The sequence below is a fragment of the Enterobacter sp. FW301-JW81 genome (genome assembly GCF_058788735.1).
This window is the reverse complement of record NZ_JBYTBA010000002.1, coordinates 823,241-849,593: the sequence shown is the minus strand read 5'-3', so window position 1 is coordinate 849,593 and position 26,353 is coordinate 823,241. Positions and strand designations below refer to the sequence as shown.

Sequence of the window (26,353 nt, the reverse complement as noted above, 5' to 3'; positions counted from 1 at the left end):
TTCCTTGTGTGTCTAATCAGTTCCGCAGGGAAGAAATTGTGCTGCATCAGAGAGGGTGTGCAGCAAAGTGGTGTCCTGAGGGTTGCCCATCCATACCGCCAGGGCAGTATAGTTATCCTGAGCATTCCCCTCCTGTTCGCCATTCTTTTGAATGATTTGGTTCATTAAGGTCAGCCACTCCTGTGGCGTATTGACCATATGCAGCGACTGCTTCATTTGCTCTTCGCTGACGCCGTGCCAGAAGCCGTCGGTGCAGAGTAAGAATGCATCGCCGTCTTCGACCTGCACCACGTCGCTGTAGCTGGCTTCCGGCCCACCGTTTTCAATCCCCAGCGCCAGATACAGCAGGTTGCTGTTCAGGTTCTCGGTCTGGTGCCCGGCATCCTTCATCTGCTGCACCAGGCTGTGGTCGGTGGTGACGTGCCACAGCCATCCCCGGCGGAACAGGTACAGGCGGCTGTCGCCCGCGTGCGCCCAGTAGGCCAGGCCGTAATCCCGGTCAATGAACAGGCTGACCAGCGTCGTGCCCATCCGGCGATAGTCCTGAACGGCCTGCTGTTCACTCAGAATGGTGCGATTCGCGGTCTGCACGTAGTCGCGAATATGCTGCGCATTAAGATGTTTGTCGCCATCGAAGCGGGAGATAATGCTGTTGCGGGCCAGTTCAGCGGCGACCTCACCGCCCGGCAGGCCGGCAATGCCGTCGCAGACGACAAAGCAGGCTGAACGTTCCCCGATGGTTTCTCCCGTCTGATCCTGGTTGCTGGCGCGCGTCCCCTGTCGGGAGAGAGAAGCCGTTGCGATATTCATTTGTCTTCCGATCCGCTCTGTGAGTCTTTGTACTGATTCACCTCCATGTCATATGCATGAAGGAAGGCTTCGCCAAACAGGGTGTGGAAGTCATCTTCAATCTCGCCGGCCGTCTCACCGTAGCTGCGAACAAAATAGTCCCACAGGGCGGCTTTGCGGCTTCCCGGCAGCGCCAGACGAGAGGTCATCCCGTTTTGCTTCGCCTGCTCTTCGAGCTGTTCCGGGTTAAAGGACTGCAGCATTGCGGCAATAATGGCGCGGATACCGGAGATCATACCCAGCTGGTGCGCCTGCAGATCGATCAGCGCGTCGCGCACGGATTTGGTCGGCGGCATAAAGCCCGGCATCGGCGTGCCGAACATCTGGATCAGGACGGTTTTCCCGGTAGGCAACAGCTTGAACGGGTTGTTGGCATCGTCCAGCACCATGGTCATATCGGCTTTTACGCCGCGCTTGAGGATGGAGCGCGAGGAAAGCAGCGCCACGGTCCCCTGGGAGAACATGCCCAGGATCTGGCCCAGCTGACGCATATTTTCACGGTCAAACTGCGGCACCGGCTGCATTTCGCTCAGGCCCATGCCTTCCAGCAGCGCCTCGAGCAGCTCGCCCTGCAGCACTTCGCCCTTTTCACCGCTGTTCGCCGTGGAGGTTGGGGAAGCGGCGTTATTGACCGGGTCAATGCGCAGACGGCCCTTAGGCGTCTGAGCGCTACTGCGCGCAACGGCCTGCGGCGTAGGCATGGTGAAACCTGCGTAATCCGGACGCGCGGGCTCTTCTTCAGCGCGCGGGGCCTCCTGCGGCTCAGGGGCGAACAGCGGGGAAGCGGCAAGCACGTCCTCCTCCTGCGCTGGCGCAGGCTCCGTTTTCGGCTCCGGCTTTTCGTCGGCAATGTCGTCCGGATGGGTCAACGGCGCGCCGCCCATCAGCCCAAGCGGGTCGTCATTACGCGCGGCGGGTGCGCTGGCCTTACCACCAAACAGGGCCAGCGGGTCGAGCTCATCCGTCGCCTCTTCTTCTGGCTGCACGGGAGTTGTCTCGCTCGGCGGCACCAGCGTTGACGGGGTGACGTCGTCAAAAATACTCTCTTTTTTGAACAGCGCCTCATCGCTGAACAGCGTGTCCGGGTCGACATTCTTACGCTCAAGCTTCGGATCGCTGTCGTTAAACATCGCCAGCGGATCTTCGGCGTTACGCTCGGGCGCCGCGGGCTGGGTGAAGGGATCGTGCGATGCAGCGGGCTGCGGCTTTGTGCGGTTGCTGGAGATGCTGTCGGAGATAGAGAATTCCTGCATCAGACTATCCCAGATTTCCGTTGGCACGGCTGTCGGCTCGCTCTTCCCGCGCGGGGCGGCGCTCGCCGGTTTCGGCTGCGGAGCAGGCGCTGGCGCTGCTGGACGAGCCTGCTGCTGCATGCTGGCCGCCATGCGGCTCACCGGTTGCGTGTCGTGGATAAGCTCGGTCACTTCGATGCGGTATTCATCAATACCGAGAATGTCGCCATCCTGCAGCTCAACCTGACGCCCCCGCTCCAGCGGAATGTCATTTAATACCACGCGGGTGACGCTGCCACGGTTGGTGACGCGGCATTCGCCCTGCGCGTCAACGTGAACAATGGCCTGCAGACGCGAGATGGTGCGGTCATTGTCCGGCAATACCAGATTGTTATCCGTACCGCGCCCAATGGTGCCGCCCGGGGCGTAAAAATCACAGCTGCTCTGCGGCGGCTGATGACCGGGTTTCGTAGAAATAATCGTGAATCGCATGGCGTATTCCTGCTGGTATGATTAGCGCTCAAACGCTGCCGCTCTCGGGGCGAGAACGGCGGCGTTTGAGAAAGTGAATATTAAAACTATTTAATGAAGGTTATAAAATATAATCCAACAATGAGCCATAGAGTGAATATTAACGCCTGTAATTTATAACGACGATGTAACTTTAGTATCCAGCCAATTCTTTCATCCGGTAATGACTGCACGTATTTATAAGCTTCTTCCTGCACCGGCCTTTCATGAGTAAACTTCATTTTGACGCCTTTATAAAGGCGTACAAACCAGATTATTTTTTGGTAATTAGCCAGTGAACCAAAAAAAGAAGCGTAATTTGTCACAAGATCCAGGTCATATCCTTTCCGTCTGTAGTCTGAAAGAAGCTGATTATAATCATTCTCGTGCTTTTTAAAAAAACGAGAACTGAATCGATCCATGATTACAACAATCAGGAACAAGACCACAATAAGAAAGAATAGTAAACAGTTCATATGCACCATATTTTACTACCAAGGCTGGCGAATCTGCACTCATCTTGAGGGCCATCACGGGCAGTGACTTGAAGACGCGAGATGGTGCGGTCAAATCTCCTGGCATATCGGCGAAACGTTATTTTTGGACCCCAAGCGAGCGAATTGCGTCGCTATTGGCGATTAAGCTGCACTTCAAAACCTGATAACCAACTGGTGCGTTACCGCCCGGCTTCTCGTTGAGTAAGTTATCAATAACCTTGTCTGCTGTTTCGAAATTCCCGGCAGGCTGATTGCTTGCTTCTAGCCATGCGGCAGCGCTGGCTATCGCATCATCTTTCAGACTCTTACTATCCGCAATCTTGCCGATGCATCGATTTTGCACCCAGTTTTCAAATATCTGTTGCTCAGAGAAACTCGTCAAGTCCGGGAGCGTTTGCGCATACGCACCACTGACAATTAATGCCAAAAAAGGCATCAGCAAACATTTCATTTCAGGTTCCGGTGTCATGTGCCGGGTGGCGCTACGCTTACCCGGCCTACAATCGACAATAATATCAATCCATTACGTCATATAATGTAGGGGAAGAACGGACAGAAAATCTGGAGTGAGCCCTTTCGGGCTCACTATTATTACGCTTCTTTGTTCTCTTTGATGTTCCAGCCAGCGCTGCTTTCAGCACCTTTACCACCGGCAGTGGTCTGCTCCCAGTACTGCTGTTTCACTTTCGCAGCCTGGAATGCATAGGTCACACCAACGGTATCGCCGTTGTCGGCACCGGTGTACTGAACAGAAGTGACCAGTACATCTTCCAGCGTGATGCGGGTATATTCCACCTGCTGGCCGCCGGCTTTACAGACGGACAGCTCAACTTTGGTCAGGTGTTTACCGCTGGCGCAGTGTTTCAGGATTGCTGTAGTGGATTTGTCGATCAGTGCGTTTACGTGCAGATCGTTAAAGTTAACCTTACCGGCACCGCCGCCACCGCCAACGCTCATATTACCTGGCTGGGAAGCGCCCCAGGAGAAGGAGGTAATATCAGTCCAGCCGGTGTGGTTAGAATCTTTAGATTCGCCAGTAACACCCTCGACCTTCAGAAACATATCAATAGCCATAATATCTACTCTTCGTGGATGAACAATATTGCTTTCGAAAAAGCACTTATATGGCAAACAGGAAAGCATGGGGCTGAATAAAACCGTCCATATTTTACCTCTGCCTCATATCAAATGACCCGTGTCATTTGACAGCCTTACATTCCCCCTGAATGAACGGAAAGAATGTGAAGTCTTTTACTACTGCGGGTTATCCTGAATCCAGGTACGATCAGGATCGCCAATGATGACTTGCGGAACCAGTTTGTTCAGTTCGTCGCTATGATAAAGACGTAAACAGTTTAAGGTTACGCCTTTGACATCGGGTTTTCGCTCTGAATGAAAACCGTTAATTTGATTTTTATATTTTCTAATGAGGGCATTCACTTTATCAGTACCATTTTCGGCATCAAAAGGTATCCACTCAATAAATGCACTCGCACTGCGGGCCGCATCAGCAGAAAACTGGCTGCCTTTATCTGCCACCTGCGCAAGACAGCGCACCAGAACTAAATCTTTTAAAACCTGCCGGTATGTTTGCTGCTGATAAAAATCTACGTGAGGGTTATCACCGCGAGCAGAAAAACATAAGCAAGTGAGCAAAAGAAATGCTGTCTTTAGATACCTGAATGAAATTATTTTAATTCCCAAAACCAGATTTCCTGACAGTACGGAAAACAATCGGAGTTACATATAAACGAATTATTACTCAGAGGCTCAATAAGGTCGATATGACCACCGCCATACCCATCAATTTTATTGAAGAAAACAACACCTTTTCGGCCCAACATTGCGCGCGCACCCGCCTCGCGATCGGTAAATATTTCGGCCTTGCCAAATACATGGGATTTATAAAGTTGATCGGCAAGTAATTTTGCGCCAGGTTCGATTGTTTTACCTTTATAGGGACCCGACTTTATAGGTAAACGACCTGTGAATTCAACATTACATTTTAACAATGCCAGACTCATTCTTACCGCACATGTATTTTCGTATGCCGGTTGCTGCTTGATAATCGTTGAATAATCGTAGCCAATTTCTGAGAAGACCTGTTCACCCGAGGCAAAACCCGCGCGTGTATGATTTGAAGAGTAATGCTGACGTTTAAGTTGTTCGAATAATGGTCTCATTTATCACTCTCCTTTTTGCATGGGCGTAATTCTTTCATTCCGTCAATGATGATTTTTGAAGCGCGTTCATCACCTTGCTGTTTCGATAAGTTCGCAAAACGAGAATAGAGAAACTCATGTAGAGTATTTGGCAAAAAAGGCCTGCCCTTGCACCATGCAGTGCCCTCAGACGCGTCGACTACGCCGAGAAGATACATATTTGCCTTAATGCGTTCACGTTCATTCGTTTTCGACAGCCAGGCTTTAGCGAAACGCTCTGCACTCAAATTTAAATCGTATCCCGTTAACAACGTCGGATCGCGTTGGAAGTTTGATGTGTCATCCTGAGGCAATGCTTCTGCTTGAGGGAATTTATAATTTCCAGCGTCCGCGCTTGCCAGAGTAGAAACTGCCAGCAAACTGGTTGCGATCAAAAGTATATGTTTCACCGTATATCCTTATTCACTGACAGAATTAAGCTAAGCTCTTTACGCTCAAATGGCCGGCTCCTTCGAGCCGGCAATCATTATCACGCGTCTTTCGTCTTCAGCGACGGAAGTTTAGAAACCAGACGCAGGGAAACGGTCAGGCCTTCCAGCTGGTAGTGTGGACGCAGGAAGAACTTCGCGGCGTAGTAGCCCGGGTTGTCTTCAATTTCCTGCACCTGCACTTCCGCAGCCGCCAGCGGTTTGCGGGACTTGGTCTCCTGAGAGGAGTTAGCCGGGTCACCGTCCACGTAGTTCATCACCCAGTCGTTCAGCCAGCGCTCCATCTCTTCGCGCTCGCGGAAGGAGCCGATTTTGTCGCGCACGATGCACTTCAGGTAGTGGGCAAAGCGGCAGCAGGCAAACAGGTACGGCAGACGAGACGCCAGGCGCGCGTTAGCGGTCGCATCCGGGTCATGGTACTCCGCCGGTTTTTGCAGAGACTGCGCGCCGATGAAGGCAGCAAAGTCGGAGTTTTTGCGGTGAACCAGCGGCATAAAGCCGTTTTTCGCCAGCTCGGCTTCACGACGGTCGCTGATGGCGATCTCGGTCGGGCACTTCATGTCTACGCCGCCGTCGTCGCTCGGGAAGGTGTGGCACGGCAGGTTTTCTACCGCCCCGCCGGACTCCACGCCGCGAATCGAGGTGCACCAGCCGTACTCTTTAAAGGAGCGGTTGATGTTGGCGGCCATCGCATAGGCGGCGTTCGCCCAGGAGTAGCTGTTGTGGTTCGCGCCGTCGGTCTGCTCTTCAAAGTCAAAGCTGTCGACCGGGTTCGTGCGAATGCCGTACGGCAGGCGCGACAGGAAGCGCGGCATCACCAGACCGAGATAGCGGGCATCTTCAGATTCACGCAGTGAACGCCAGGCGGCGTATTCGGTGTTCTGGAAGATCTTGGTCAGGTCGCGCGGGTTGGCCAGCTCCTGCCAGGACTCCATCTGCATCACGCCCGGTGCGGTACCGGTGATAAACGGACAGTGTGCCGCAGAACCGATGCGCGCCATTTCACCCAGCAGCTCAACGTCCTGCGGGCTGTGGTCGAAGTAGTAGTCGCCGACGATGCAGCCAAACGGCTCGCCACCAAACTGACCGTACTCCTGCTCGTAGATTTTCTTGAAGATCGGGCTCTGATCCCAGCCCACGCCCTTGTAGCGCTTCAGGGTACGGCCCAGCTCCTGCTTGGAGATGCTCATAAAGCGGATCTTCAGCATCTCGTCGGTTTCAGTGTTGTTCACCAGGTAGCTCAGACCGCGCCAGGCGCTCTCCAGCTTTTGAAACTCGTCGTGGTGAATAATCTGGTTGACCTGCTGTGACAGCTGCTCATCGATACCCGCAATCAGATTCTGAATGGTGCGGTAAGTATCGTTTGAGAAGGTGACGGTATTTTCCAGCGCCTGCTGCGCCAGGGTTTTAACCGCGCTTTCTACGGCGGAGCGTGCCTGGTCGGTTTTCGGGCGGAACTCTTTGTTCAGCAGCGCGCTGAATTCATCCTGGCTGAACGCCTGACCCGCCTGCTGCTCGTGTTGTTGAGTCTGGTTGCTCATTGATTATTCCTCGCTACCTTTCGCGCTTTCGTCATTTTTCGGCAACTGGCTCAGGGATTTGAGCAGCGTCGGATCCTGCAGAATTTTAGCGATCAGCTCTTCCGCACCGTTTTTGCCGTCCATGTAGGTCAGCAGGTTGGAGAGCTGAGTACGCGCTTCCAGCAGCTTGTTCAGCGGCTCAACCTTGCGGGCCACCGCATCCGGCAGGAAGTCGTCCATGCTGTCGAAGGTCAGATCGACGTTGAGCTTGCCTTCGCCGGTCAGGGTGTTATCCACCTGGAACGCCACGCGCGGCTTCAGCGCCTTCATGCGTTCGTCAAAGTTGTCGATGTCGATTTCGAGGAACTTACGCTCATCCACGGCCGGCAGGTTTTCCACCGGTTTGCCGACCAGATCGGCCATGACGCCCATCACGAACGGCAGCTGAATTTTACGTTCTGCACCGTAGATCTCTACGTCGTACTCGATCTGCACGCGGGGGGCACGGTTACGTGCGATGAATTTCTGCCCACTGTTACTCATTGCCATGATGTTCTCCATCAAAGATGCGCGGTGAAGGTGAAACGGCAGGCTCCATGCCTGTCGTCATAATGCCTGGACGCGTTATTCGCGGCGTCCAAAGATGTTTTCCAGTTGGTTAACGCCGTCTGGCGCCAGGTCGCGAATAATGTCCATAAAGTTAAGTTCTGACAGCCGCTGCACCCGCTCAATCATCAGCGGTGCCGGGTGGCTCGGTTCGTACTGTGCAAAATACTGCTTCGCTTTTTCCAGCATCAGCTGCGCGTCGGCGCGGCTGGTGACCTGCACGCTGCGCCAGTCGGTGACCTGCTGAACGGGTTGCGCTGCCGCAGGCTGCGGCTCGGCATGCTGTTCAGCCTGCGCCTCCCGGTTCGGCAGCAGCTTGCTGATGTCGGTCACCTGACAGGCGCTGGCAACCAGTCCAACGGTTTTCAGGAGCTGCTCCATCTCCGGTACCCCGCTTTCGCCGAGATAGCCGGTGAGCAGATCGCGAATCGCCAGCAGGCGTTCGTTAATCACGATAACCGCTGCGGTTCCCGGCTGGTCGCCGCGGGCCAGCTCGTCAATCAGCCGTGGACGGCCGCCGGGATAGTCCGGGCATTCCGTCTTACTGCCGTCCAGCAGCGCCTGGGCATCCCGGAGCGAAATTTCATCGCCGTTTGAACGCAGAAGCGAGGCATTACGCACGGCGACGGTGAGGTCAGACTTATCGCTCAGCCCTGCCAGGGCGTTAATGCGGTAGAACGGATCGGTTTCGCCAAACTCTTCCAGCAGCGGGTAAAGCGGCTCCCAGTAGCGTGCGAGCGCCTCCTGCACCAGCAGCAATCCGTCTGCGTAGCCCGCGAGCCCGCGGCGGCGCGTCCAGGCATGGGTTAACGCCAGCAGCACGCGAAGATCTTTGGTGCGGCTCAGCAGGCTGGTGGCGTATTTTTCAACCGTGTTCCAGTCAGCCGGCTCCGCCGGGATGATGGTGTCGCCAAACTGCTGTTCCGCTTTTCCCTGCCCTGCCTGATTCATGAGCTGGAAGTCAGCGTCGTACTCCAGGTTTTCGCCGCAGGGCCTGTCGGGGCTTATTGGCGCGAGAAATTCTTCGATATTCATAAGATCCCTGCTTATTCAAACATAGGCGGATAAAGACCGTGACGGCCCGGGCGGGCGCCCCCTGCCGGATCGAACAGCAGGGTGAAAAGCTGCCCGGTAAAGTTACCGCTGTGAACGTGGGTGTACAGCGGGTAGCCGTCGCAGCGGTTGGTCCACCAGTAGCTGGTCTGACGAAGCGGGTCAAAACACTCTGCCGCCTGAGGCCAGCCCAGCGTGCTTTGGCCGTCCTCGTCATAGCCAATCACATCAAGGATATCGGAACGCTTTTGCGGCTCGACGGGCTGCGGTGCCGGAATGGACATCAACATCTCGTCCAGCTGCGAGGCGGAAAAACTGTTGCGCACCGCGTGCAGCCCCAGGCGTCCAAGCTGCTGATACCAGCTCTCGGCCTGACTGAGCAGATTAGTCGACCACTCTGACGGGGCGAAGCTCAGCTGCAGGCAAACCGGGTACTGTCGGCCAACGCTGTCGCGGCCGGGCAGCAGGCAGCCCATCTGGATCATCTGGCTGCCCAGCATAGGCGGTACAACAAAATTCCAGACCGGCGCTTTGTGGAACTGTCGCTCGCCGCTGCGCAGCTCTTCCTGCTGCCAGGCCAGCAGACCAACCTGGAACCAGTGGGACCACTGGCGCTGTAAGGTGTCAGGAAAGCGGCGCTGCAAAAAATCTCCGGCGCTGGGTAATTTGCCATACCAGCTGTAGCGGTTCATCGCAGGGGTATTCGTCATACGGCTGTCCTTGCGGTTATGGGCATGAGAAACGAGGAAGCTGGAACGGGTTGCGAATGCTGTTTGGCGCAAACTCCAGCGTGACCTGATGTCCGTCAACGTTGAAGGTGGCCTGACGGCTCAGGCTCCCCGCGCCCGGGCTGGTGCTCGCTTTATCGAAGAAGCGGTTCAGCGCCCAGGCACCGTTCGTCACCAGCGTCGCCGTGCTGCCGTTCGCCAGCCCCAGCTGCATGCGGACCTGGTTGGTGCCGCCAGGCCCCGGCCAGTTCATGATCTGCACGGCCTGCGGGCCATGGCTGTAGCGCAGCAGCTGGCCGTCGACGTCCAGCGTCAGGTTCAGAATGGTGTTATCCATTCGCACGGTGCGTACCGTCACCTTGAAAGACGGCGTAGTTGCGCCATTAGCAAAAAAGGCGTCGCGAATGGACTGGGCCTGCTGGAACGGTCTCAGCAGCCCTTCGCTTCCCGGCAGCGTTTTACCGTCGATGCCCGGCATAAAGCGCCAGTTTGCCTGCGTGGTATCCACTTTATTGGTCAGGTTGTCGCGGAAGAAGGCGTCCATCAGCCCGGTGCCGGGGGCAAACATGCGCGCGAGATCGTCAGGGGTGACCTCGGTGCTGGCGCTGCGCACCAGCGGGTAGCGACCGGCAATCGCCTGGCGACAGAACCCGCCCACCTCAACGTTGATGCGCTTACGCACGTTTTCCAGGTCGCGGCGCTGGGTATCGCTGCTGGCGCCCACCGCCATATTGCTGAACATGGTTTGCAGCCCGCCCGGCAGACGACCGGCGCTGGCCTGCAGACGGCTGATCGCCTCGCCGCCCGGTGCCGGCATGCCGCTGTTGGCGGCGTCCTGTACGGCGGTCAGATAACGGTAAAGCTCGTCCACCTGCTTGAGAAAATCGTCAAATACGATGGTCTTCCCGCCCTTCTCCAGCGGCTGCGCCAGCTCGATCATCGGCGCATAGTGGTCGGTCACCAGCTGCTCCGGCGCCTGCGTGACCACGGCAGCCTGCGTCGGGGCATTGTCATTATTGCTGAACAGCGCTTCCAGCGTACGGGTGGCGCGGTTGCTCTGATCCTGCGCTTTACTCGCATCTTCTGGCGCGGGCGCATTGCGCGACAGCGTCAGCACCTGGCTCAGGTTCTGCACCAGACGGCGCAGCGGCGAGTTTGCGCCCGAGAGCAGGCGCGCGGTGTTGATGCGCTGGGAAAGGTCGGCGCTGTTGTTCAGCTGAATGTCGGCGAGAAAGCGATCCCAGTTAGCGATAAAGTCGCGCATGTAGAGCTGGCGCACGGCGTTATCGATCTGCTGTTTATCCTCTTGCGCCGTGGCGGCCCCCAGCACCCAGGCGTCGTCCTCGTGCAGGGCGGTGGTGACGCTGTCAATCTGGCCGTTAAAGCTTTTCCAGTAGCCGTCCGGCGTATAGAGCCCCGGCACGCCTTCGCTCACCGGCTTGCCGCTTTTGCGTGAAAACACCAGCTCGCTCTGCGGTCCGCCCAGATCGGAAAGGGAGACCGGCTTCAGGTTTTCATCATGCTCCAGCAGGCGCTTGAGACGGCCGTACACCCGCGTGGAGAGCGGCTGCTGGTTGATCATCGCCCTTTCGCGCGCAACCAGAGATTCATCCTGCGCGTACGGGGAGGCCTGAATCTTTGGCTCCAGCAGCTGGGTCAGGTGCCATTCAAGCTCTTGCAGCTGCGCCTTCGTGACGTTCTGCGGCAGGTTACGCTGCAGGTTCAGCATCACCCACGAGTGCAGGAATTTGCCGTCATAGTGCTTCGGCTGATACAGCATCTGATAGGCTTTCAGCGCTTCGTAGCTGTATTCCACATCGCTGCCGTTGTCGTTGCGAAGCCAGGTGATAATGTGCATGGCGACGGCCGGCAGCAGCATCTGATCCAGCGCTTTCTGGTACAGAGACTGGGAAGCATCGCTGACGTCATCCCCGCGATAAAGCCCCATACGGCGGGAAACGGGCGGATCGTTCACGTCAAACGCGTCGCTTTTCGGCAGGTCAACCAGACCGTTCAGCAGCGGCAGCAGATCGAACAGATCGCGCTGGGTCTGGTTCTGCAGCGCTTTGCTCTGCTGGTCCAGCAGCGGCACCTTCGCATCCACCTCTTCCAGATAGGCCTTGTTTTTGGCATAGCTGGTCAGCCACAGCCCGCCCAGAATCACCAGCAGGGCCAGCAGCGCCGCGTAGCCGGACCAGATCACGGCCCGGTTGCGCAGTTCCCACCAGCGGTTTTCTCCGGCGATCCCGGCTTCCTGGAAAATGACGTTTTGCAGCAGGTTCTTAATGAAGAAGCTCTGGCCTTTCGCCCCCGGGATAGGGGCCTCTTTGCTGACTGAATCCCAGCGATCCGCCTCCGCCCCTTCCGGCAGCGACAGCGCACGGTTCAGTTCGCCCATCACGCGGTCGAACGGCATGCCTTCCTGCGTGCCGCTGGCGAAGTAGATCCCGCGCGGGGAGAATTCGGTTTCGAAGTTGGAGCGGGCGAAGACCGTGCTCAGGTAATCTGCCAGCAGCGGACGCAGCGCGGCGAACTCCTGTGGGAAGAGATACGCTTCGGCACGGGCTTTCGCGTCGTGCTCTTTCAGCATCGTTTCCGGCAGCCCGGCATCGAGGCGCTGCTGTAAAAGCGAAAACTCCTGCTGGAAGTTGCCCATCAGGTCGTAGTCGGCGTGTTTGGTTTGCTCCCACGGCAGCGTAAAGCCCCAGATCTGGTCGCGCTGCGCTTTGTCGTAGTCGGCAAACCAGGCGCGGAAGCCTTTAAGCAGGTCGGCCTTGGTCACCATCACGTACACCGGGAAGCGGATGCCCAGCTGTTCATGCAGCTCGGACAGACGCTGACGCAGATTCACCGCCTGCTGGCGGGACGCCTCGGCTGACTGGGTAAGCAGGTCAGAAATGCTGATGGTGATGATGACGCCGTTGATCGGCTGGCGGCGGCGATACTTGCGCAGCAGGTTGATAAACTCCAGCCACTCGCCGGCGTCCTGCACCTGCTCGCTCTCCTGCGTGGTGTAGCGCCCTGCCGTGTCCAGCAGCACCGCCTCGTTGGTAAACCACCAGTCGCAGTTGCGCGTGCCGCCGATGCCCCGCAGCGCGGTCTTACCGAAACGATCCGCCAGCGGGAACTGCAGCCCGGAGTTGACCAGCGCCGTGGTTTTACCCGAACCCGGCGCGCCGATAATGACGTACCAAGGCAGCTGATAGAGATATTGCGTGCTGAAGCGCTGGGTCCACTGGGCGCCCTGACCCGCTTTGCTGAAGTGCGCTTTTTTAAGCATTTGCGCGGCTTCATCAAAGCGGCTGGCGAGGATCTGCTCCTCGCTGTTCAGCCGCTTCTGCGGATCCGCCGCTTCCGGGCTGGCGGTGTTCTCTTTGAGCTTGTCCATCAGCTTGCGGTTCAGCCAGGCATTGTACAGCCGCGGCAGAATGTGGCCCTGCGCCCAGAGCAGGTAGACCACGGCGATGCTGATTATGCGGTTCTGTTCGGACTCAAGCGGCCGGGTGTCCACGATGGACAACAGGGGACCAATCATCCAGATCACCGCCGCCAGCGCCGTTACGCCGAGGAAGCTCCACAGAATGCGGTTGGTCAGAATGGAAAGAAGTGTAGTCAGCATCCTTAGTTTCCTTGCGGCAATCCGTTCAGCTCGGCCTGCGTATTTTCAGGCGACACCAGCAGAGTAATTTCCACACGGCGGTTACGGGCGCGGTTTTCCGGCGTCGTGTTCGGCGCCACCGGGTTAATCTCGCCCCGCCCTTCCGCCTTCACGCGGCCAGGCTGAGAGAGGCTTCCCTGCAGCATTTTCTGTACGGAGCGGGCACGTTCCAGAGAGAGCTCATAGTTAGAGGCAAAGCGCGCGCTGCGGATCGGCACGTTGTCGCTGTAGCCCACCACCAGAATTTTGCCGCTGACGTTATTCATCGCCTGCGCAATGCGGTTGATCACCGGCTCATAGCGGTCGCGCACCACGGTAGAAGCTGAGGCAAACAGCCCGTCACCCTTCAGGATAACGACGCTGCGATCCGCTTCGTCTTTCACCGCGACGAGGCCCGCCTCGATTTCCGGTTTCAGGAAGCCGCGCAGGTTCAGCACCGCCGGCAGCTGACGAGCCGGCTGCTGAATAGTGGTTTCCGGCAGCTGGGACTGGTAAATCTTCGCCAGCACCGGGTTGGTGTTATCGCCAAGACGCCAGTTAAGCACGATATAAAACAGGCAGGCGATAAAGCCGGCGAGCGCCACGCAGGCCCACAGGGGAACCATCGGCCGCCAGAGCTTGCGCAGCACCGGACGATCTTCCGGATGGGGTGAGAGCGGCGGCGGGTAGCTGCCGCGCACGCCGCGGATCATCTGCCACAGACGCTGCTTGATGGTCTCAAGCTGGGTGCGGCCATTGTCAAGCACCCGATAGCGCCCTTCGAATCCAAGCAGCAGGCAGTAGTTGATCATCTCCAGCAGCAGGATATGTTCGCGCGGGTTCTGCGACAGGCGCGCCAGCAGCTGGAAAAACTTCTCGCCGCCCCAGGTTTCGTTGTGGAACGTCACCAGCAGGCCATTGCTTGACCAGACGCCGCTGCTGCCCCAGGGGGTGAGCGCGGCGGCTTCATCAAGCGCCGTACACAGGCAGTAACGCGCCCCGACGATCACCTCATAAGGCAGCCCGGCCTGCTGGCAGCGGACTTCGAAACGGCGAATCTCATCGATCAGACGCTGGCGCAGCGCCACCTGATCGTCATGCGAAACCGAATGACGGATCTGCGGGATCGCATTGAGCAGCGGATTGGCGGCGGCCACCAGCTGATTGTTGCTACTGGCTCCGGTAAACCCGGCATCACTGCCGGTGTCCTGTCGTTCCTGCATATTAAGCGCTCGCTTTATTATTCTGTCGGGCTACGGATGGCCCAAAACTCCATATCCAGTCCCGGGAACTCCCCTGCCAGATGCAGGGCGAATGCGCCGGACTTATCCATCTCGTGCCACAGCTCGCTGCCCTTCTCGAGCTCGAAGTAGCTGTAGCCGGCGTGCCACGGGATCTGCGGCGGCGCGACCGGCATGGCGCGCAGCATAATGCCAGGCAGCTGCAGCTGGACCAGATCGCGAATTTTCGACACCGGCGCGACCTTCATCTGCGCCGGGAAATGGGTTTGCAGGTGTTCGCCCGGCACATTGGCTTTGACCGCCAGCACGAAGCCAAACTCGCGCACCATGCTGGTTTCCGGCACCGTGGCGATGTTCAGACCGTGAGAGCGTTCGTTAAGCGGCAGCTGAATCGCGTGGTCTTCCATCACCAGCGACAGTCCCTGACGCAGCATCAGCATCAGCTTGCTAAAGCAGTTTGCCAGGTCGTCATGATCGTAAATCGGCAGCACGCTTTCAGCGGTGCGTTGCGCCGTCCAGGTAGAAAGCTCTGTGGCAAACGGCAGCCAGCTGCGCCAGAGCGTTTCCGGATGCAGCAGCGGCAGGGTTTTTAAATGCGACACCTCGCCCAGATGACGGTTAACCAGCGACAGCAGCGTAAACTCGATCATTTCAGAGGTGTTAAAGCGGCCAGGCTGGCGCAGGCGGCCGCCAATCTGCTGGCTGCGCTGTACCAGTAAGCCGTGCAGATCGTTGATCATGCTGTAGATCTGAGGGCTGTTATTGGCGTTCAGCATCGGCGGGATGTAGCTGTTATCGAGGCGCACGTGGTTGTCGTTGCGTTTCTCAGCTACAAACGCCACGCCGATGGCGGTCCATTCGGCCGTGAGGTCTTTTTCCAGCATCAGGGTCAGACGCAGGCGGCCAAACTGGACGGTGGCGTCCCCCACCGACATGGCGTTATCGTCTTCCACCTCTTGCTCAAACGCGATAAAGCGCGCCAGCGAGGCCGGCTCTTCGCTGAAAATCACCTCTTCTCTCTCGCCGCGGCGAACCGGCAGCGCGAGCACCACTTTTTCATTGGTGAGGTTGTCAGGAATTTTCAGCGGCACAGGACCGTTGCGCCCGTTACGGACCTGGAAAAAGGTGCCGTCCGGCAGCAACCCGCTGCAGTAGCTCAGGGCAATGCATCCCTGGCGAAGCATCGCTTCATCCAGTTCAACGTCCAGAAAGCCCCAGAGGTAAGAGCGCTGCAGCGCACCCCATTCACGAACATGGTTGAGCAGATAACTTTCAGTCCGCTGAAAATGGTGTGGACGCAGGAACATGCCTTCGGTCCAGACGACCTTTTCTGCTTTGGTCATGATGATGTGTTTCCTGTTTTAGAGCGCGTTACTGGCTGATGACCCGAATGCCGTTCACGTCGAGGAAGACGTTGGCCTGAAGTTCATCTGCGGACCATTTCCAGAACTGATAGATGTGATTTTCGCCAGGCACGGGCAGAGGGAGTGAAACGCGCCATTTTTTGCCATCCAGCATCTGATATTCCGCCATCACGCCGATGTAGCGGGCCTCCGGAGAGCTTTGCCCGCTGAGGGTTTTCGACAGCTGTCCCGGCATCAGGAAGAACACATCGCTGTTCAGCAGATTCGCGCCAAGCGTGGCGGACGCGTTGTTCTGCAGGGAGTAGAAGTCGCTGGACATAAAATCCGCATCGGATTTCAGCAACAGCACCCGGACCTTAAGCGGCGCAGATTCATTGATTTGTGGATGAGCCTGAAACTGCAGATTGTAGCGGGAGGGGTCGCTGTGTGAAGACGACGTACAACCACCGACAAGGGCGAAAATCACCGCGTAAAAGAATAACCACAGCTTATGAAAATTTTTATTATTCATAAAAATGCGCTCATGAAAGCCGTTTAGTTCAGGATCCAGGTACCGTTAGCGCTGTCTTTGCAGGCTTTGCTGTTGCCGTCGACATCAACGCAGGTCGCTTTTTTACGCGCCTTAGGACGAATGGCCTGCTTACGCACGGTGGCTTCGTACTGATCGGCCTTGATAACGGCGCGCATCGGGACGTAACCAATCAGCTGCTCGTTACCTTCATCGGCAAGCGCCATCCAGTAGTGTTCAACCTGCCCCAGCACCACATACGTTTTACCGGTCTCGAGGTTGCGGATAACCTTGCCGCCAAAGTCAGGACGGCTCATCAGGGAGGCCGGATACATGGCACGATACGGCTCGTTGACCGGCGTGAACTCTGCCGGCGGCGTAACGGCGTGACGGTGGGTTAAGGTTACGCCGTTGACCTGGCTGGTCTCGATCGTATCGTCGTTGATCACAGGTTTCTGCGGCGCTTTACAGCCCGCCACCGCCATTACAAACAGAAGTGAAAACAGTACGCGCATTTTCATATGCTTTTCCGTAGCGATATTTCGATGATGGAGATAAGGGGATGAAGTTTGACTTAAGTGCTATTGTTAAAATAGCCAGGATATTTTCAGGGCGTTACTATTTTAAGGGCATAGCTACCGCACGAGCCCTCCGGAATAAGGCCCAGCGTCTTCCTGACATATTTTGACAAACGGTAAACAAGTTTACATGAGCTTCGTATCAATTCAATATTTACCGCTGCGTAACTGATGGTAAATGAAGCAGTCGGAAGATTATAGGATTAATCTGAGAAAAAAACCCGACGTGGCCTAAGCCCTCTTATTCGCTCACCCCACAACGACATAACTTTATGTTTTATAAATAAAAAACACAAAAGAGAATCACTTTCATTAACGCAATGTCGCTATTATCGCCACTACCATAATTAGTAGAATTCGCGTATTGCTGATGTCAGAACAATATACTGACGATGAATTATTTGTTGCACTAACAGGGTATCTTTAATATTCGTCGTAATTAATGATCAAAATGGGATTATTTCACTTATGCAGACTGACGTTAATTTCACGCCTCAAAATAACTTTATATTTCACGATGTGATAATTACCCTCGAGGGCATAAATTATATCCATTAATCATTAAGCCTGAGTAAACATTCCTGCCGCCCTCGCGTTACCCGATGCGCCAGATCGCCTGCCAGGCGCGGATATTGTCTTTTTCACCGTGCGAAAACTTCATTCGAAGTTTAACGGGTACTACATCCTCCTGCGCTCGCCACCATCTATCCCACCTAACAGGTGATAGATAATATTTATTATTAAAATGATAAAATTTCGTTATAATTTCTTTAAATATTTATGCGACATATCTGATAAATAATTGTAATAAAAAGAATTTAAGATAAGGCACTTTGCCGTATCGGATGCACACAGACATCCGGCCGCCATTGCTGTCGCTTATCGTCTTCTTCAGTGATTTATTGGCTTAGTCGCCGTAAGACCGAACAAATCAGGAGTTGGTATGAACAGTAAAAGACGCTCAGTGCCCGGTATCAGACACTATGATGGTCCTGCAGGCGGCTGGGGGGCGTTAAAAGCCACGGCCATTGCGGTACGTACCCAGATGGATACCTTTGATGCCCCCGCGACGCTGCTGCGCACCAATCAACCTGACGGTTTTGACTGCCCGGGCTGCGCGTGGCCAGATAAAGAACACAAATCCACGTTCCAGTTCTGCGAGAACGGCGCCAAAGCGGTGACGTGGGAAGCCACCAGCAAGCGCGTGACACCCGCGTTTCTGGCGGAAAACAGCGTCTCCTCGCTGCTGGCAAAATCGGACTTTGAACTGGAAGGTTACGGTCGGCTGACGCATCCCCTGCGCTATGACCGCGACAGCGATACCTTCAGGCCCGTCGAATGGGACGAGGCGTTTCAGCGCATCGGAGAGGTGTTGCGCGGGCTCGAACCGGACCAGGTCGAGTTCTATACCTCCGGGCGAGCCTCTAACGAAGCGGCGTATCTGTTCCAGCTGTTCGCCCGCGAATACGGCACCAATAACTTCCCCGACTGCTCGAATATGTGTCATGAAGCCACCAGCGTCGGTTTGCCGCGTTCGATTGGCATCGGGAAAGGCACCGTCTCGCTGGACGACTTCGACAAAACCGAGCTTGTGATCTCCATCGGTCACAACCCCGGCACCAACCATCCGCGAATGATGGGTACCCTGCACGAGCTGGCGCGTCGCAATGTGCCGATCATCGTCTTTAACCCGCTGCGCGAGCGCGCCCTGGAACGCTTCGCCGATCCGCAAAGCGTGATTGAAATGGCCACCTACGGCTCCACGGATATCGCTTCGACCTACTACCAGGTGAAGGCCGGGGGCGACGCCGCCGCGCTGAAAGGCCTTGCCAAACATATCCTGGAGATGGAGGCCGAAGGCGGTGACGTACTCGACCACGCGTTTATTGCGGCGCACACCCAGGGCTTTGCGGACTTTGCCGCCGATATCGCGCAAACCCGCTGGGACGATATCGAGCGCGAGTCGGGCCTGAGCCAGGCGGCGCTCAAAAAGGTCGCAGAAGCCTATGCGAAATCGAAGGCCACCATCATTACCTACGGGATGGGGATCACCCAGCATAATAAAGGCACGGCAAACGTGCGGCTGATCGCTGACGTGCTGCTGCTGCGCGGGAATATCGGCAAGCCCGGCGCGGGAATTTGCCCGCTGCGCGGCCACTCAAACGTGCAGGGAAACCGCACCGTCGGGATTAGCGAGAAACCCACGCCGGCCTTCCTGAACCGTCTGAAGGAGGTGTTCGGCTTTGAACCGCCGTCTCACCACGGACACGACGCGGTGCAGGCGACGCAGGCGATGATCGACGGCCGGGCAAAAGCGCTCATCGCCCTCGGCGGCAATTTTGCGGTGGCGATGCCCGATCATGAACGCGGTTTCCCGGCAATGGAGTCCCTCGAGCTCAGCGTCCACGTTGGCACCAAGCTGAACCGCACGCATCTGCTGGTGGGCAAAGAGACGTTTATTCTGCCGTGCCTGGGCCGCACCGAGCTGGACGTTCAGGCAACCGGTCGTCAGTCCATCACCGTCGAAGATTCCATGTCGATGGTGCATGCCTCTTCCGGCAAGCTGAAGCCGGCCTCACCGCTGCTCCGTTCAGAGCCCGCTATCGTCGCCGGCATGGCGAGCGCCACCCTGCCCGCCACCCGCGTGGACTGGTTAACGCTGGTTGAGGATTACGACAAAATCCGCGATCTGATCGAGCAGACCATTCCGGGCTTTGAGAACTACAATGCGCGGATCCGCGTTCCCGGCGGCTTCCGGATGCCGCTACCGCCAACGCAGCGTATCTGGCCAACGGCGACGGGAAAAGCGATATTCTCGGTATTCGACGGCGTTCACGAGAACGCCAGCGGTGAAGGCAAGCACGTTCTGCGCCTGATCACGCTGCGCAGCCACGACCAGTACAACACCACCATTTACGCCCTGGACGACCGCTACCGTGGCGTGTTTGGCCGCCGCGACGTGCTGTTTATGAACGAAGACGACATGGCGCAGGCAGGACTGGAGCACGGTGACCGCGTGGATATTGAAACCGCCCTGCCCGGCAGCGCGCAGCGGCTGGAAGACATCACCGTGGTGGCCTACAGCATCGCCCCGGGCTCTGTCGGCGCCTACTACCCGGAAGCCAACGTGCTGGTACCGCTCGACTATCTGGATAAGGACAGCGGAACGCCGTCCTATAAATCCGTTCCGGTTCGCATCACCCTGCGCTCAAAAGAGATCCGCATGCTGTAAGGCCGTTCGCGCGGAGAAAACGATGGATATTAAACAGTTAAAATACTTAATCGCGCTCGACCAGACCCGGCACTTTGGTAAAGCGGCCTCGCAGTGCAACATTACCCAGCCGACCCTCTCCATGCGCATCCGCAGCCTGGAAGAGGAGCTGGGGCTGGTGCTGATAGTGCGCGGGCAGCGCTTTGAAGGGTTTACGCCGGAGGGAGAACGCATCCTCGCATGGGCTCGCACCCTGCTGGCCGCGCACGACGGGTTACAGGCGGAAGCCGCGCTGTGCAAAGGCCAGGTGGTGGGTGATTTACGGCTGGGGATGGTGCCGCTGGCAAGCGTGGATCCAATGATCTTTATTCGTCTGCTGACGCAAAAATACCCGGAGCTGACCTACAGCCTCTATTCCATGTCCTCAGCGCAGATTGCCGACGGCGTCAGCCGCAACCAGCTCGAACTGGGGATTTGCTACCTTAACAGTATCGACACCAGCCTGTTCGACGTAATCCAGTTGCCCAAAACGAAGATGGGGCTGCTGCACGACATCCGCCACTTCCAGCTACGCCAGGAGAGTTTGACCTGGCACGATCTGATGGATTTTCCGCTGGGGTTCCTGACCAAAGGGATGCACTACCGGGCGCATATGGAGGCCAGCTTTAACGCGGCCGGTATCGAACCGACGTCCGTTTTTGAAAGCGACTCCACGTTCCAGATCATTCAGGCGGTTCAGAGCGGCGTGTGCTGCGCCGTGATGCCGCTGAATAACGGGCTGGAAGATCTGAACGGTCATTTTCGGATAGTCCCCATCGCCGACGCGAATATTGAGGCCCCCGTCGGCCTGATTATGCGCAGGCAGAAGCCCGTCTCCTCGCTGGCGCTGCGCTGTTTTACCGACGCGCAGGAGGTTTTTCATTCGCGCAATGAGGCATAAGCCTGACGCGTCACCGCGCTAAAACCGCCGATGAGCACCGCGTCGCAAACGTCCCGGTGTTCTGGCGCGTCCACAAGCGCGCGTAGCGCATCGCGAATGGCGCTCAGCGTTTCAGCCGAGGTATTGTGCGAGGTGATGAGCGGCAGCCCTGGCGTCAGGGGGGTGTGGTCGATGACCGCCAGCCCGGCAAGCCGCTCCGGCTCGTGACGCTGCAGCAGCGCCCAGGTAACACAGTCGATGGCCGCAATATCCCCTGCCTCGCGTTTGATATCAATCAGCGACTGCCGATGGCTACCGCTAAAGGACGTTTGTGCGAAAAACGGACCGTCAGCGGTCAGGGGAGCCACTTTTTTTCGCAGCGCACGGTGGCCGGACTGCGAGTCCGGGGAATTACAGACCGCCCGGCGTCCGCGAAAATCAGCCAGCGTGAGATGCCTATCCTCCTCGCGCACCGCCAGAACGCTGCGGTAATGGATCCCTTCGCAGCCCGGCGCCGTGTAGTGAAAGCAGCCGACCACCTGCACGTCAGGGAGCTGCGTGACCAGCGGATAGCCGCAGGCCTGGCTGAGGATAAGCTCAGGCTGTTGCCAGTGGGTCAGCAGGTCAGACTCCGGCCAGCCGGGGTCACGATCGACGGGCACACCGCGCGCAACCAGTAAACCCTTTACCGCCAGCCAGAGCGCGCGGGTGTCGGCGCGATCCACGGCGTACATGGGAAACGCCAGCAGGTTACTCATAACCTTCCCCTTGTTGCACTCCGGGATGAACGGTGACGTCGACGGGCCGGGTCCAGAACTGGCGCAGCCATTCACCGTAGCCCCTGACGAGAAAACCGTGGTTTCGCTCCCGGTACGCCTCCTGGTTTTGCAGGTAGATCGCCCGCAGCCCGTACCAGGGAACGCCCGGCAAATCATGATGTACTGAATGGTAGTTGAGATTCAAAAACAGCACCCGCCAGAAGAGCCCCGCCTCGTTAATGACGGAGCGCGCGAGCGGGTCATCCGCCGCGCGATGTTCAAAAAACGATCGAACTTTAGTGAGCGCCAGCGCCGGATAGCTTACCGCCAGCACAAACCAGACGGGTGAAAAACCGACGCGCGTCATCCAGGCGAAAAGTGCCGCCAGCAGCACACCGTGCACCAGCCACATCGCCATTGCCCGCAGATGAAGATGGCGAAACGCCGCCGCGGCGCTGCCCAGCGTCTGAAGAATATCGAGCAGCGGCGCCAGCATCAAACGACCGGCGAAGGTGTTCCGGGCGCGGATCGCGCGCTTCTGCCACGGGGTAAAGCGCGCCCAGCTCTCGTCGGTAAAATAGTACGACTCAGGGTCATCCACCGGATGAGTCAGGCTATCGTACCGATGATGGGCCAGATGGGAATCCCGGTACAGGCCATACGGATACCAGACCGCCAGCGGGAGCGTGCCAAACAGCTGGTTAAGCCACGCAAAACGCGTCGGGTGTCCGTGGATAAGCTCATGCTGCAGGGACATATACCAGGCGGTAAACCCGATAAGCAGCAGCGTGGCGGGCAGCAGGCCGAGCGTTTGCCAGAACGCCAGCGTGCCAAACCAGCCAGCATAAATGGTCATAATTAACAGCCAGGTGGGCAGTTCGCTTCGCCACAGGAATCCCGATGCAAGACGGTGGATTTGATTGCGTTGTTGCGGATGCAAATAGAGGGAGTTTCGTTTACCCATTCCTTCAGACGCCGTTTCGCCAGAGACAGAGCCCTGACGATCGGGTATTACGCCTGAAATAACAAACAACTTAAATCGCTTTGCTTTGCCAGAAACGTAGGGCTCGCCCGCCGCTTGACTTATTCTGTAATAAAGGTACTTTTCAGGACATGAAAAAAATCCTGATTATCGTTCCCGACGGCGGCATGCTGTTTGAAGCCGCCGGTATCGCCGACATTCTGATGCAGGCCAACCGGCTGCACCCGGAAGGGCTTGCCCAACCCCGCTACCGGATTATCATCGCCACAACCCAGCCTCACCAGGTGATCCACGGTCAGTCCGGCCTGAATCTGCTGGCGGATTACCGCCTGCCGGAGCTGGATCCGCGCGAACCGCTGGATACCATTATCATCACCGGACGCGGCATGAACGAGCAGGAGAGCACGGCGGTGGTCGATTGGCTGCACCTTGCTGCGCCGCACGCCCGGCGGGTCGCCTCTATATGCGGCGGCGCGATGCTGCTGGCCCAGAGCGGTTTGCTTGACGGTCGTCGCGCGACCACCCACTGGCGGCTGCTGGAGACAATGCAGGCTCAGTATCCGTCGATCAGGGTCGAAGGCGGCCCGCTGTATATTCAGGACGGCCCCGTCTGGACCTCCGGCGGCGTGAGTTCCGGGTTTGATCTGACCCTGGCGCTGGTGGAGGATGACTACGGATTTACCCTCGCCCGCGACGTGGCGCAGGATATGGTGATGTATCTGCGCCGCCCCGGGGGACAACTGCAGTTTAGCCGCTACAGCCTGCAGCAGCCCGGCACGTCGGGCCCAATAAGCGAGCTGCAGTCCTGGATGCTGCAGAACCTCACCGCCGACCTGTGCGTGGAAAATCTGGCCGAAAAGGCGGCGATGAGCCCGCGTAATTTCACCCGCGTGTTTACCCGTGAGACCGGCGTATCTCCTGCCCGCTACGTGACCGAAGCGCGTCTGGCCGCAGCCCGCCAGCTGCTTGAGCAGACCAGCGATTCCCTGGAGCGCATTGCCGGGCAAAGCGGGTTTGGCACCAGTATTAACCTGCGGCGCGTGTTTGAGAAACAGCTCCACCTCACCCCGGGCGAATATCGCCAGCGCTTTCATTGCCGGAAAATGGCGTAATCTGATCCTTTTTTGTCGTTTACGCCACGGCACCTGACGCCTACAGTGACTCCAGACAACGAAAGATAAGGAGTGCACCATGGTTAAGGTCGGTATTAACGGTTTCGGCCGTATCGGACGTAATTTCCTGCGCGCAGCGCTGGGTAACCCGGATCTGCAGATTGTGGCCATTAACGATCTGACGGACAGCAAAACCCTCGCCCATCTGCTGAAGCATGACTCCCTGCTGGGCAAACTGCCCGCGCCCGTTGAAGCGGCCGACGGCGCGCTGCAGGTAGACGGGCATCGTATCGCCGTCTTTAGCGAACGCGATCCGGCGGATATTCCGTGGCGCGATGTCGGCGTTGACGTGGTGATTGAAGCCACCGGGTTCTTTACCGAGCGGGAAAAAGCGGCAGTGCATATCACCCACGGCGGCGCTAAGCGCGTCATCATTTCCGCTCCCGGGAAGAACGACGACCTGACGATTGTGATGGGCGTCAATCACGAGCAGTACGATCCCGCCCGCCACGCTGTGGTCAGCAACGGGAGCTGCACCACGAACGGTCTGGCGCCGGCTGCGCAGGTGCTGCATCAGCAGTTCGGGATTGAGCATGGCCTGATGAACACGACCCACGCCTACACCAACAGCCAGGCGCTGCACGACCAGCCGGAGAAAGATCTGCGCGGCGCGCGCGCGGCGGCGCTGTCGATTGTGCCTTACTCCAGCGGCGCGGCGAAAGCGCTGGGGAAAGTGATCCCTTCCCTGGACGGTAAACTGACCGGGTACTCCCTGCGCGTGCCGGTTCCGGTGGTGTCGGTTGTGGATTTAACGGTGACGCTGAGCCGGAACGTGACCGCCGAAGAGGTGAACGACGCGTTCCGTCACGCTGCCGCCAGCGGGCCACTGAAAGGCATTCTGGGGTATAGCGATGAGCCGCTGGTCTCCAGCGATTACCAGGGCGACCCGCGCTCCTCGATTATTGACGGGCTTTCCACGCTGGTGATTGGCGGGAACATGGTGAAGATCCTGGCGTGGTATGACAACGAGTGGGGATTCTCAAACCGCCTGGTGGATTTGGCGGTATTTATGGATAAAAAAGGGCTGTAAGTCTTGCGCCGGGTGGCGTTAACGCTCACCCGGCAAATGCATCACTCCGCCTTAACCTTCACGCCCATAAACACAATCACCATTGCCGTTACCAGCAGAAGGCCGCTGCCGGCGAATACGCCGCTGGCACCGTTGAGGTCAAAGACCGCCCCGCCTCCGGCCGCACCGGCGCTTATCGCCAGCTGGATTGAGGCCACCAGCAGCCCCCCTGCGCTTTCGGCTTCATCCGGAACGGTGGTGGCAAGCCAGGTTGACCAGCCCACCGGAACCAGACCAAATGCAAAGCCCCACAGCGCGACCAGGAATCCGTCCAGCATGGCCAGATGACCAAACGCCACCATCGTGAGGGCGAGAACGCCCATGGCGAACGGCACCAGCGCCAGCGTCAGTCGCAGATTACGCGCCAGAAGATGTCCGGCAACGGAGGTGCCCACAAAATTGGCCAGTCCAAAGCCCAGCAGGATCAGTGAAATGGTCTCTACGCTCGCCTGCCCTACCGTTTCCAGGAACGGACGCAGGTAGGTGAAGAAAGCAAAATGGCCGCTGAAGATCAGAATGGTTGCCAGCATGCCGCCGATCATCCCCGGACGACGCAGCACGCGGAACAGCGTGCTCAGGCTCCCGCTGCTCTCCGGCTTCATGGACGGCAGGACCCAGAGCTGCCACAGCAGCGCCAACATGCTTGGCAGAATGCAGAGGATAAACACGTTACGCCAGCCAATCAGGCTGCCAAGATAGCTCCCCAGCGGCGCCGCAACCACCGTGGCAATCGATACGCTGGAGAAGATCACCGCCAGCGCTTTCGGCACTTTATCCGCCGGCACCAGACGCATCGTCGTGGCCGTCGACATTGCCCAGAATCCCCCAATGGCAACCCCCAGCAGCAGGCGCCCCATCAGCAAGACGTGCAGGTTGGGCGCAAAGGCCACCAGCAGGCTGGAGATGATTTGCAGCACCGAGAAAAACATCAGCACCCAGCGGCGATCGATACTTTTGGTTGCCGGGGTAATCAGCAGCCCGGTCACCAGCGCCACGAGTGCGGTGGCGGTCACGGCCTGTCCGGCCATTCCCTCGCTCACGCCCAGGCTCGCGGCCATGGGCGTTAACAAACTGGCGGGCAGAAATTCTGCCGTAATCAAGCCAAACACCCCCAGCCCCAGTGAATAGACGGCCCGCCAGGCGGGTTTTGCAGGCGTTACCGCCTCGCTCGCCGCGACACATGAATTCATCTGTTTTTCTCCCGTTATAGAAATGTGACAACTGTCGCAAAAGCATAGAAGGTTCACCCTGGACGATCTATGACATATA

General features: G+C 57.6%; 23 protein-coding genes. 4 read left to right on the top strand and 19 right to left on the bottom strand.

Annotation, left to right across the window (positions count from 1 at the left end; translation table 11 throughout):
- Positions 1 to 12: 12 nt before the first annotated feature.
- The 16 genes from AC3WOK_RS10950 to AC3WOK_RS10875 all read right to left on the bottom strand — a co-directional run bounded on the left by AC3WOK_RS10950 (position 13) and on the right by AC3WOK_RS10875 (position 16,916).
- A complete protein-coding gene (locus AC3WOK_RS10950; protein ID WP_059312806.1) occupies positions 13 to 810 on the bottom strand; it encodes a PP2C family protein-serine/threonine phosphatase in 798 nt (265 codons plus the stop codon).
- Entirely contained in the window at positions 807 to 2,573 is a 1,767-nt protein-coding gene (gene tagH / locus AC3WOK_RS10945) for a type VI secretion system-associated FHA domain protein TagH (protein ID WP_492354506.1), read from the bottom strand. Before tagH ends, AC3WOK_RS10950 begins: the two co-directional genes overlap by 4 nt.
- Before the next feature lie 612 nt (positions 2,574 to 3,185).
- Positions 3,186 to 3,539, bottom strand: coding sequence for a T6SS amidase immunity protein Tai4 family protein (locus AC3WOK_RS10940; protein ID WP_059312803.1), 354 nt, complete (start codon positions 3,537 to 3,539; stop codon positions 3,186 to 3,188).
- Positions 3,540 to 3,679: 140 nt separating this feature from the next.
- Positions 3,680 to 4,162 carry an Hcp family type VI secretion system effector gene (locus tag AC3WOK_RS10935; RefSeq protein WP_014884229.1) on the bottom strand — a complete coding sequence of 161 codons (483 nt, stop codon included), beginning with the start codon at positions 4,160 to 4,162 and terminating at the stop codon, positions 3,680 to 3,682.
- A 180-nt stretch (positions 4,163 to 4,342) separates the two neighbouring features.
- Positions 4,343 to 4,792 (bottom strand): T6SS amidase immunity protein Tai4 family protein, encoded by a 450-nt coding sequence (locus AC3WOK_RS10930; protein WP_492354505.1) that lies wholly within the window; start codon positions 4,790 to 4,792, stop codon positions 4,343 to 4,345.
- Positions 4,777 to 5,271: a T6SS effector amidase Tae4 family protein gene (locus AC3WOK_RS10925; protein ID WP_492354504.1), complete on the bottom strand. Its 495-nt coding sequence runs from the start codon at positions 5,269 to 5,271 to the stop codon at positions 4,777 to 4,779. The genes AC3WOK_RS10930 and AC3WOK_RS10925 overlap by 16 nt, the downstream gene beginning before the upstream one ends.
- The gene (locus tag AC3WOK_RS10920; RefSeq protein ID WP_492354503.1) at positions 5,268 to 5,699 is read right to left on the bottom strand and encodes a Rap1a/Tai family immunity protein; all 432 of its coding nucleotides are present in this window, start codon (positions 5,697 to 5,699) and stop codon (positions 5,268 to 5,270) included. The genes AC3WOK_RS10925 and AC3WOK_RS10920 overlap by 4 nt, the downstream gene beginning before the upstream one ends.
- 80 nt (positions 5,700 to 5,779) lie before the next feature.
- Complete coding sequence (tssC, locus tag AC3WOK_RS10915; protein WP_028018712.1) at positions 5,780 to 7,279, bottom strand: type VI secretion system contractile sheath large subunit; 1,500 nt, start codon at positions 7,277 to 7,279, stop codon at positions 5,780 to 5,782.
- Positions 7,280 to 7,282: 3 nt separating this feature from the next.
- A complete protein-coding gene (tssB, locus tag AC3WOK_RS10910; RefSeq protein WP_008502644.1) occupies positions 7,283 to 7,807 on the bottom strand; it encodes a type VI secretion system contractile sheath small subunit in 525 nt (174 codons plus the stop codon).
- 75 nt (positions 7,808 to 7,882) lie between these two features.
- Entirely contained in the window at positions 7,883 to 8,899 is a 1,017-nt protein-coding gene (gene tssA / locus AC3WOK_RS10905) for a type VI secretion system protein TssA (RefSeq protein ID WP_059312798.1), read from the bottom strand.
- Between the two features lie 11 nt (positions 8,900 to 8,910).
- The gene (gene tagF, locus AC3WOK_RS10900; RefSeq protein WP_047345800.1) at positions 8,911 to 9,627 is read right to left on the bottom strand and encodes a type VI secretion system-associated protein TagF; all 717 of its coding nucleotides are present in this window, start codon (positions 9,625 to 9,627) and stop codon (positions 8,911 to 8,913) included.
- 16 nt (positions 9,628 to 9,643) lie between these two features.
- Positions 9,644 to 13,264 carry a type VI secretion system membrane subunit TssM gene (gene tssM / locus AC3WOK_RS10895; RefSeq protein WP_492354502.1) on the bottom strand — a complete coding sequence of 1,207 codons (3,621 nt, stop codon included), beginning with the start codon at positions 13,262 to 13,264 and terminating at the stop codon, positions 9,644 to 9,646.
- Between the two features lie 2 nt (positions 13,265 to 13,266).
- Positions 13,267 to 14,505: a DotU family type VI secretion system protein gene (locus tag AC3WOK_RS10890; RefSeq protein ID WP_029740100.1), complete on the bottom strand. Its 1,239-nt coding sequence runs from the start codon at positions 14,503 to 14,505 to the stop codon at positions 13,267 to 13,269.
- A 17-nt stretch (positions 14,506 to 14,522) separates the two neighbouring features.
- Positions 14,523 to 15,866 (bottom strand): type VI secretion system baseplate subunit TssK, encoded by a 1,344-nt coding sequence (gene tssK, locus AC3WOK_RS10885; protein ID WP_063430624.1) that lies wholly within the window; start codon positions 15,864 to 15,866, stop codon positions 14,523 to 14,525.
- Positions 15,867 to 15,894: 28 nt separating this feature from the next.
- Positions 15,895 to 16,398 carry a type VI secretion system lipoprotein TssJ gene (gene tssJ / locus AC3WOK_RS10880; protein WP_047345803.1) on the bottom strand — a complete coding sequence of 168 codons (504 nt, stop codon included), beginning with the start codon at positions 16,396 to 16,398 and terminating at the stop codon, positions 15,895 to 15,897.
- 23 nt (positions 16,399 to 16,421) lie between these two features.
- Entirely contained in the window at positions 16,422 to 16,916 is a 495-nt protein-coding gene (locus tag AC3WOK_RS10875; RefSeq protein WP_059312794.1) for a hypothetical protein, read from the bottom strand.
- 1,000 nt (positions 16,917 to 17,916) lie between these two features.
- On the opposite strand from AC3WOK_RS10875, the gene AC3WOK_RS10870 reads away from it, so the two are divergent.
- Positions 17,917 to 20,205, top strand: a complete 2,289-nt coding sequence (locus AC3WOK_RS10870; RefSeq protein WP_492354501.1) for an FdhF/YdeP family oxidoreductase — start codon at positions 17,917 to 17,919, stop codon at positions 20,203 to 20,205.
- Positions 20,206 to 20,227: 22 nt separating this feature from the next.
- Complete coding sequence (locus tag AC3WOK_RS10865) at positions 20,228 to 21,124, top strand: LysR family transcriptional regulator (protein WP_492354500.1); 897 nt, start codon at positions 20,228 to 20,230, stop codon at positions 21,122 to 21,124.
- Here AC3WOK_RS10865 and AC3WOK_RS10860 read toward each other — a convergent pair.
- Together AC3WOK_RS10860 and AC3WOK_RS10855 are read right to left on the bottom strand one after the other, a co-directional pair.
- Positions 21,103 to 21,861 (bottom strand): phosphate/phosphite/phosphonate ABC transporter substrate-binding protein, encoded by a 759-nt coding sequence (locus tag AC3WOK_RS10860; RefSeq protein ID WP_492354499.1) that lies wholly within the window; start codon positions 21,859 to 21,861, stop codon positions 21,103 to 21,105. The genes AC3WOK_RS10865 and AC3WOK_RS10860 overlap by 22 nt on opposite strands.
- Positions 21,854 to 22,825, bottom strand: coding sequence for a fatty acid desaturase (locus AC3WOK_RS10855; RefSeq protein WP_492354498.1), 972 nt, complete (start codon positions 22,823 to 22,825; stop codon positions 21,854 to 21,856). Before AC3WOK_RS10855 ends, AC3WOK_RS10860 begins: the two co-directional genes overlap by 8 nt.
- Positions 22,826 to 22,974: 149 nt before the next feature.
- Between AC3WOK_RS10855 and AC3WOK_RS10850 the strand changes: the two genes are divergently transcribed.
- Both AC3WOK_RS10850 and gap read left to right on the top strand, forming a co-directional pair.
- A complete protein-coding gene (locus AC3WOK_RS10850; protein ID WP_492354497.1) occupies positions 22,975 to 23,955 on the top strand; it encodes a GlxA family transcriptional regulator in 981 nt (326 codons plus the stop codon).
- Between the two features lie 79 nt (positions 23,956 to 24,034).
- A complete protein-coding gene (gene gap, locus AC3WOK_RS10845) occupies positions 24,035 to 25,045 on the top strand; it encodes a type I glyceraldehyde-3-phosphate dehydrogenase (RefSeq protein WP_492354496.1) in 1,011 nt (336 codons plus the stop codon).
- A 41-nt stretch (positions 25,046 to 25,086) separates the two neighbouring features.
- Here the strand turns inward: gap and AC3WOK_RS10840 are convergent, their stop codons facing one another.
- A complete protein-coding gene (locus AC3WOK_RS10840; protein ID WP_059312785.1) occupies positions 25,087 to 26,274 on the bottom strand; it encodes an MFS transporter in 1,188 nt (395 codons plus the stop codon).
- Positions 26,275 to 26,353: the final 79 nt, after the last annotated feature.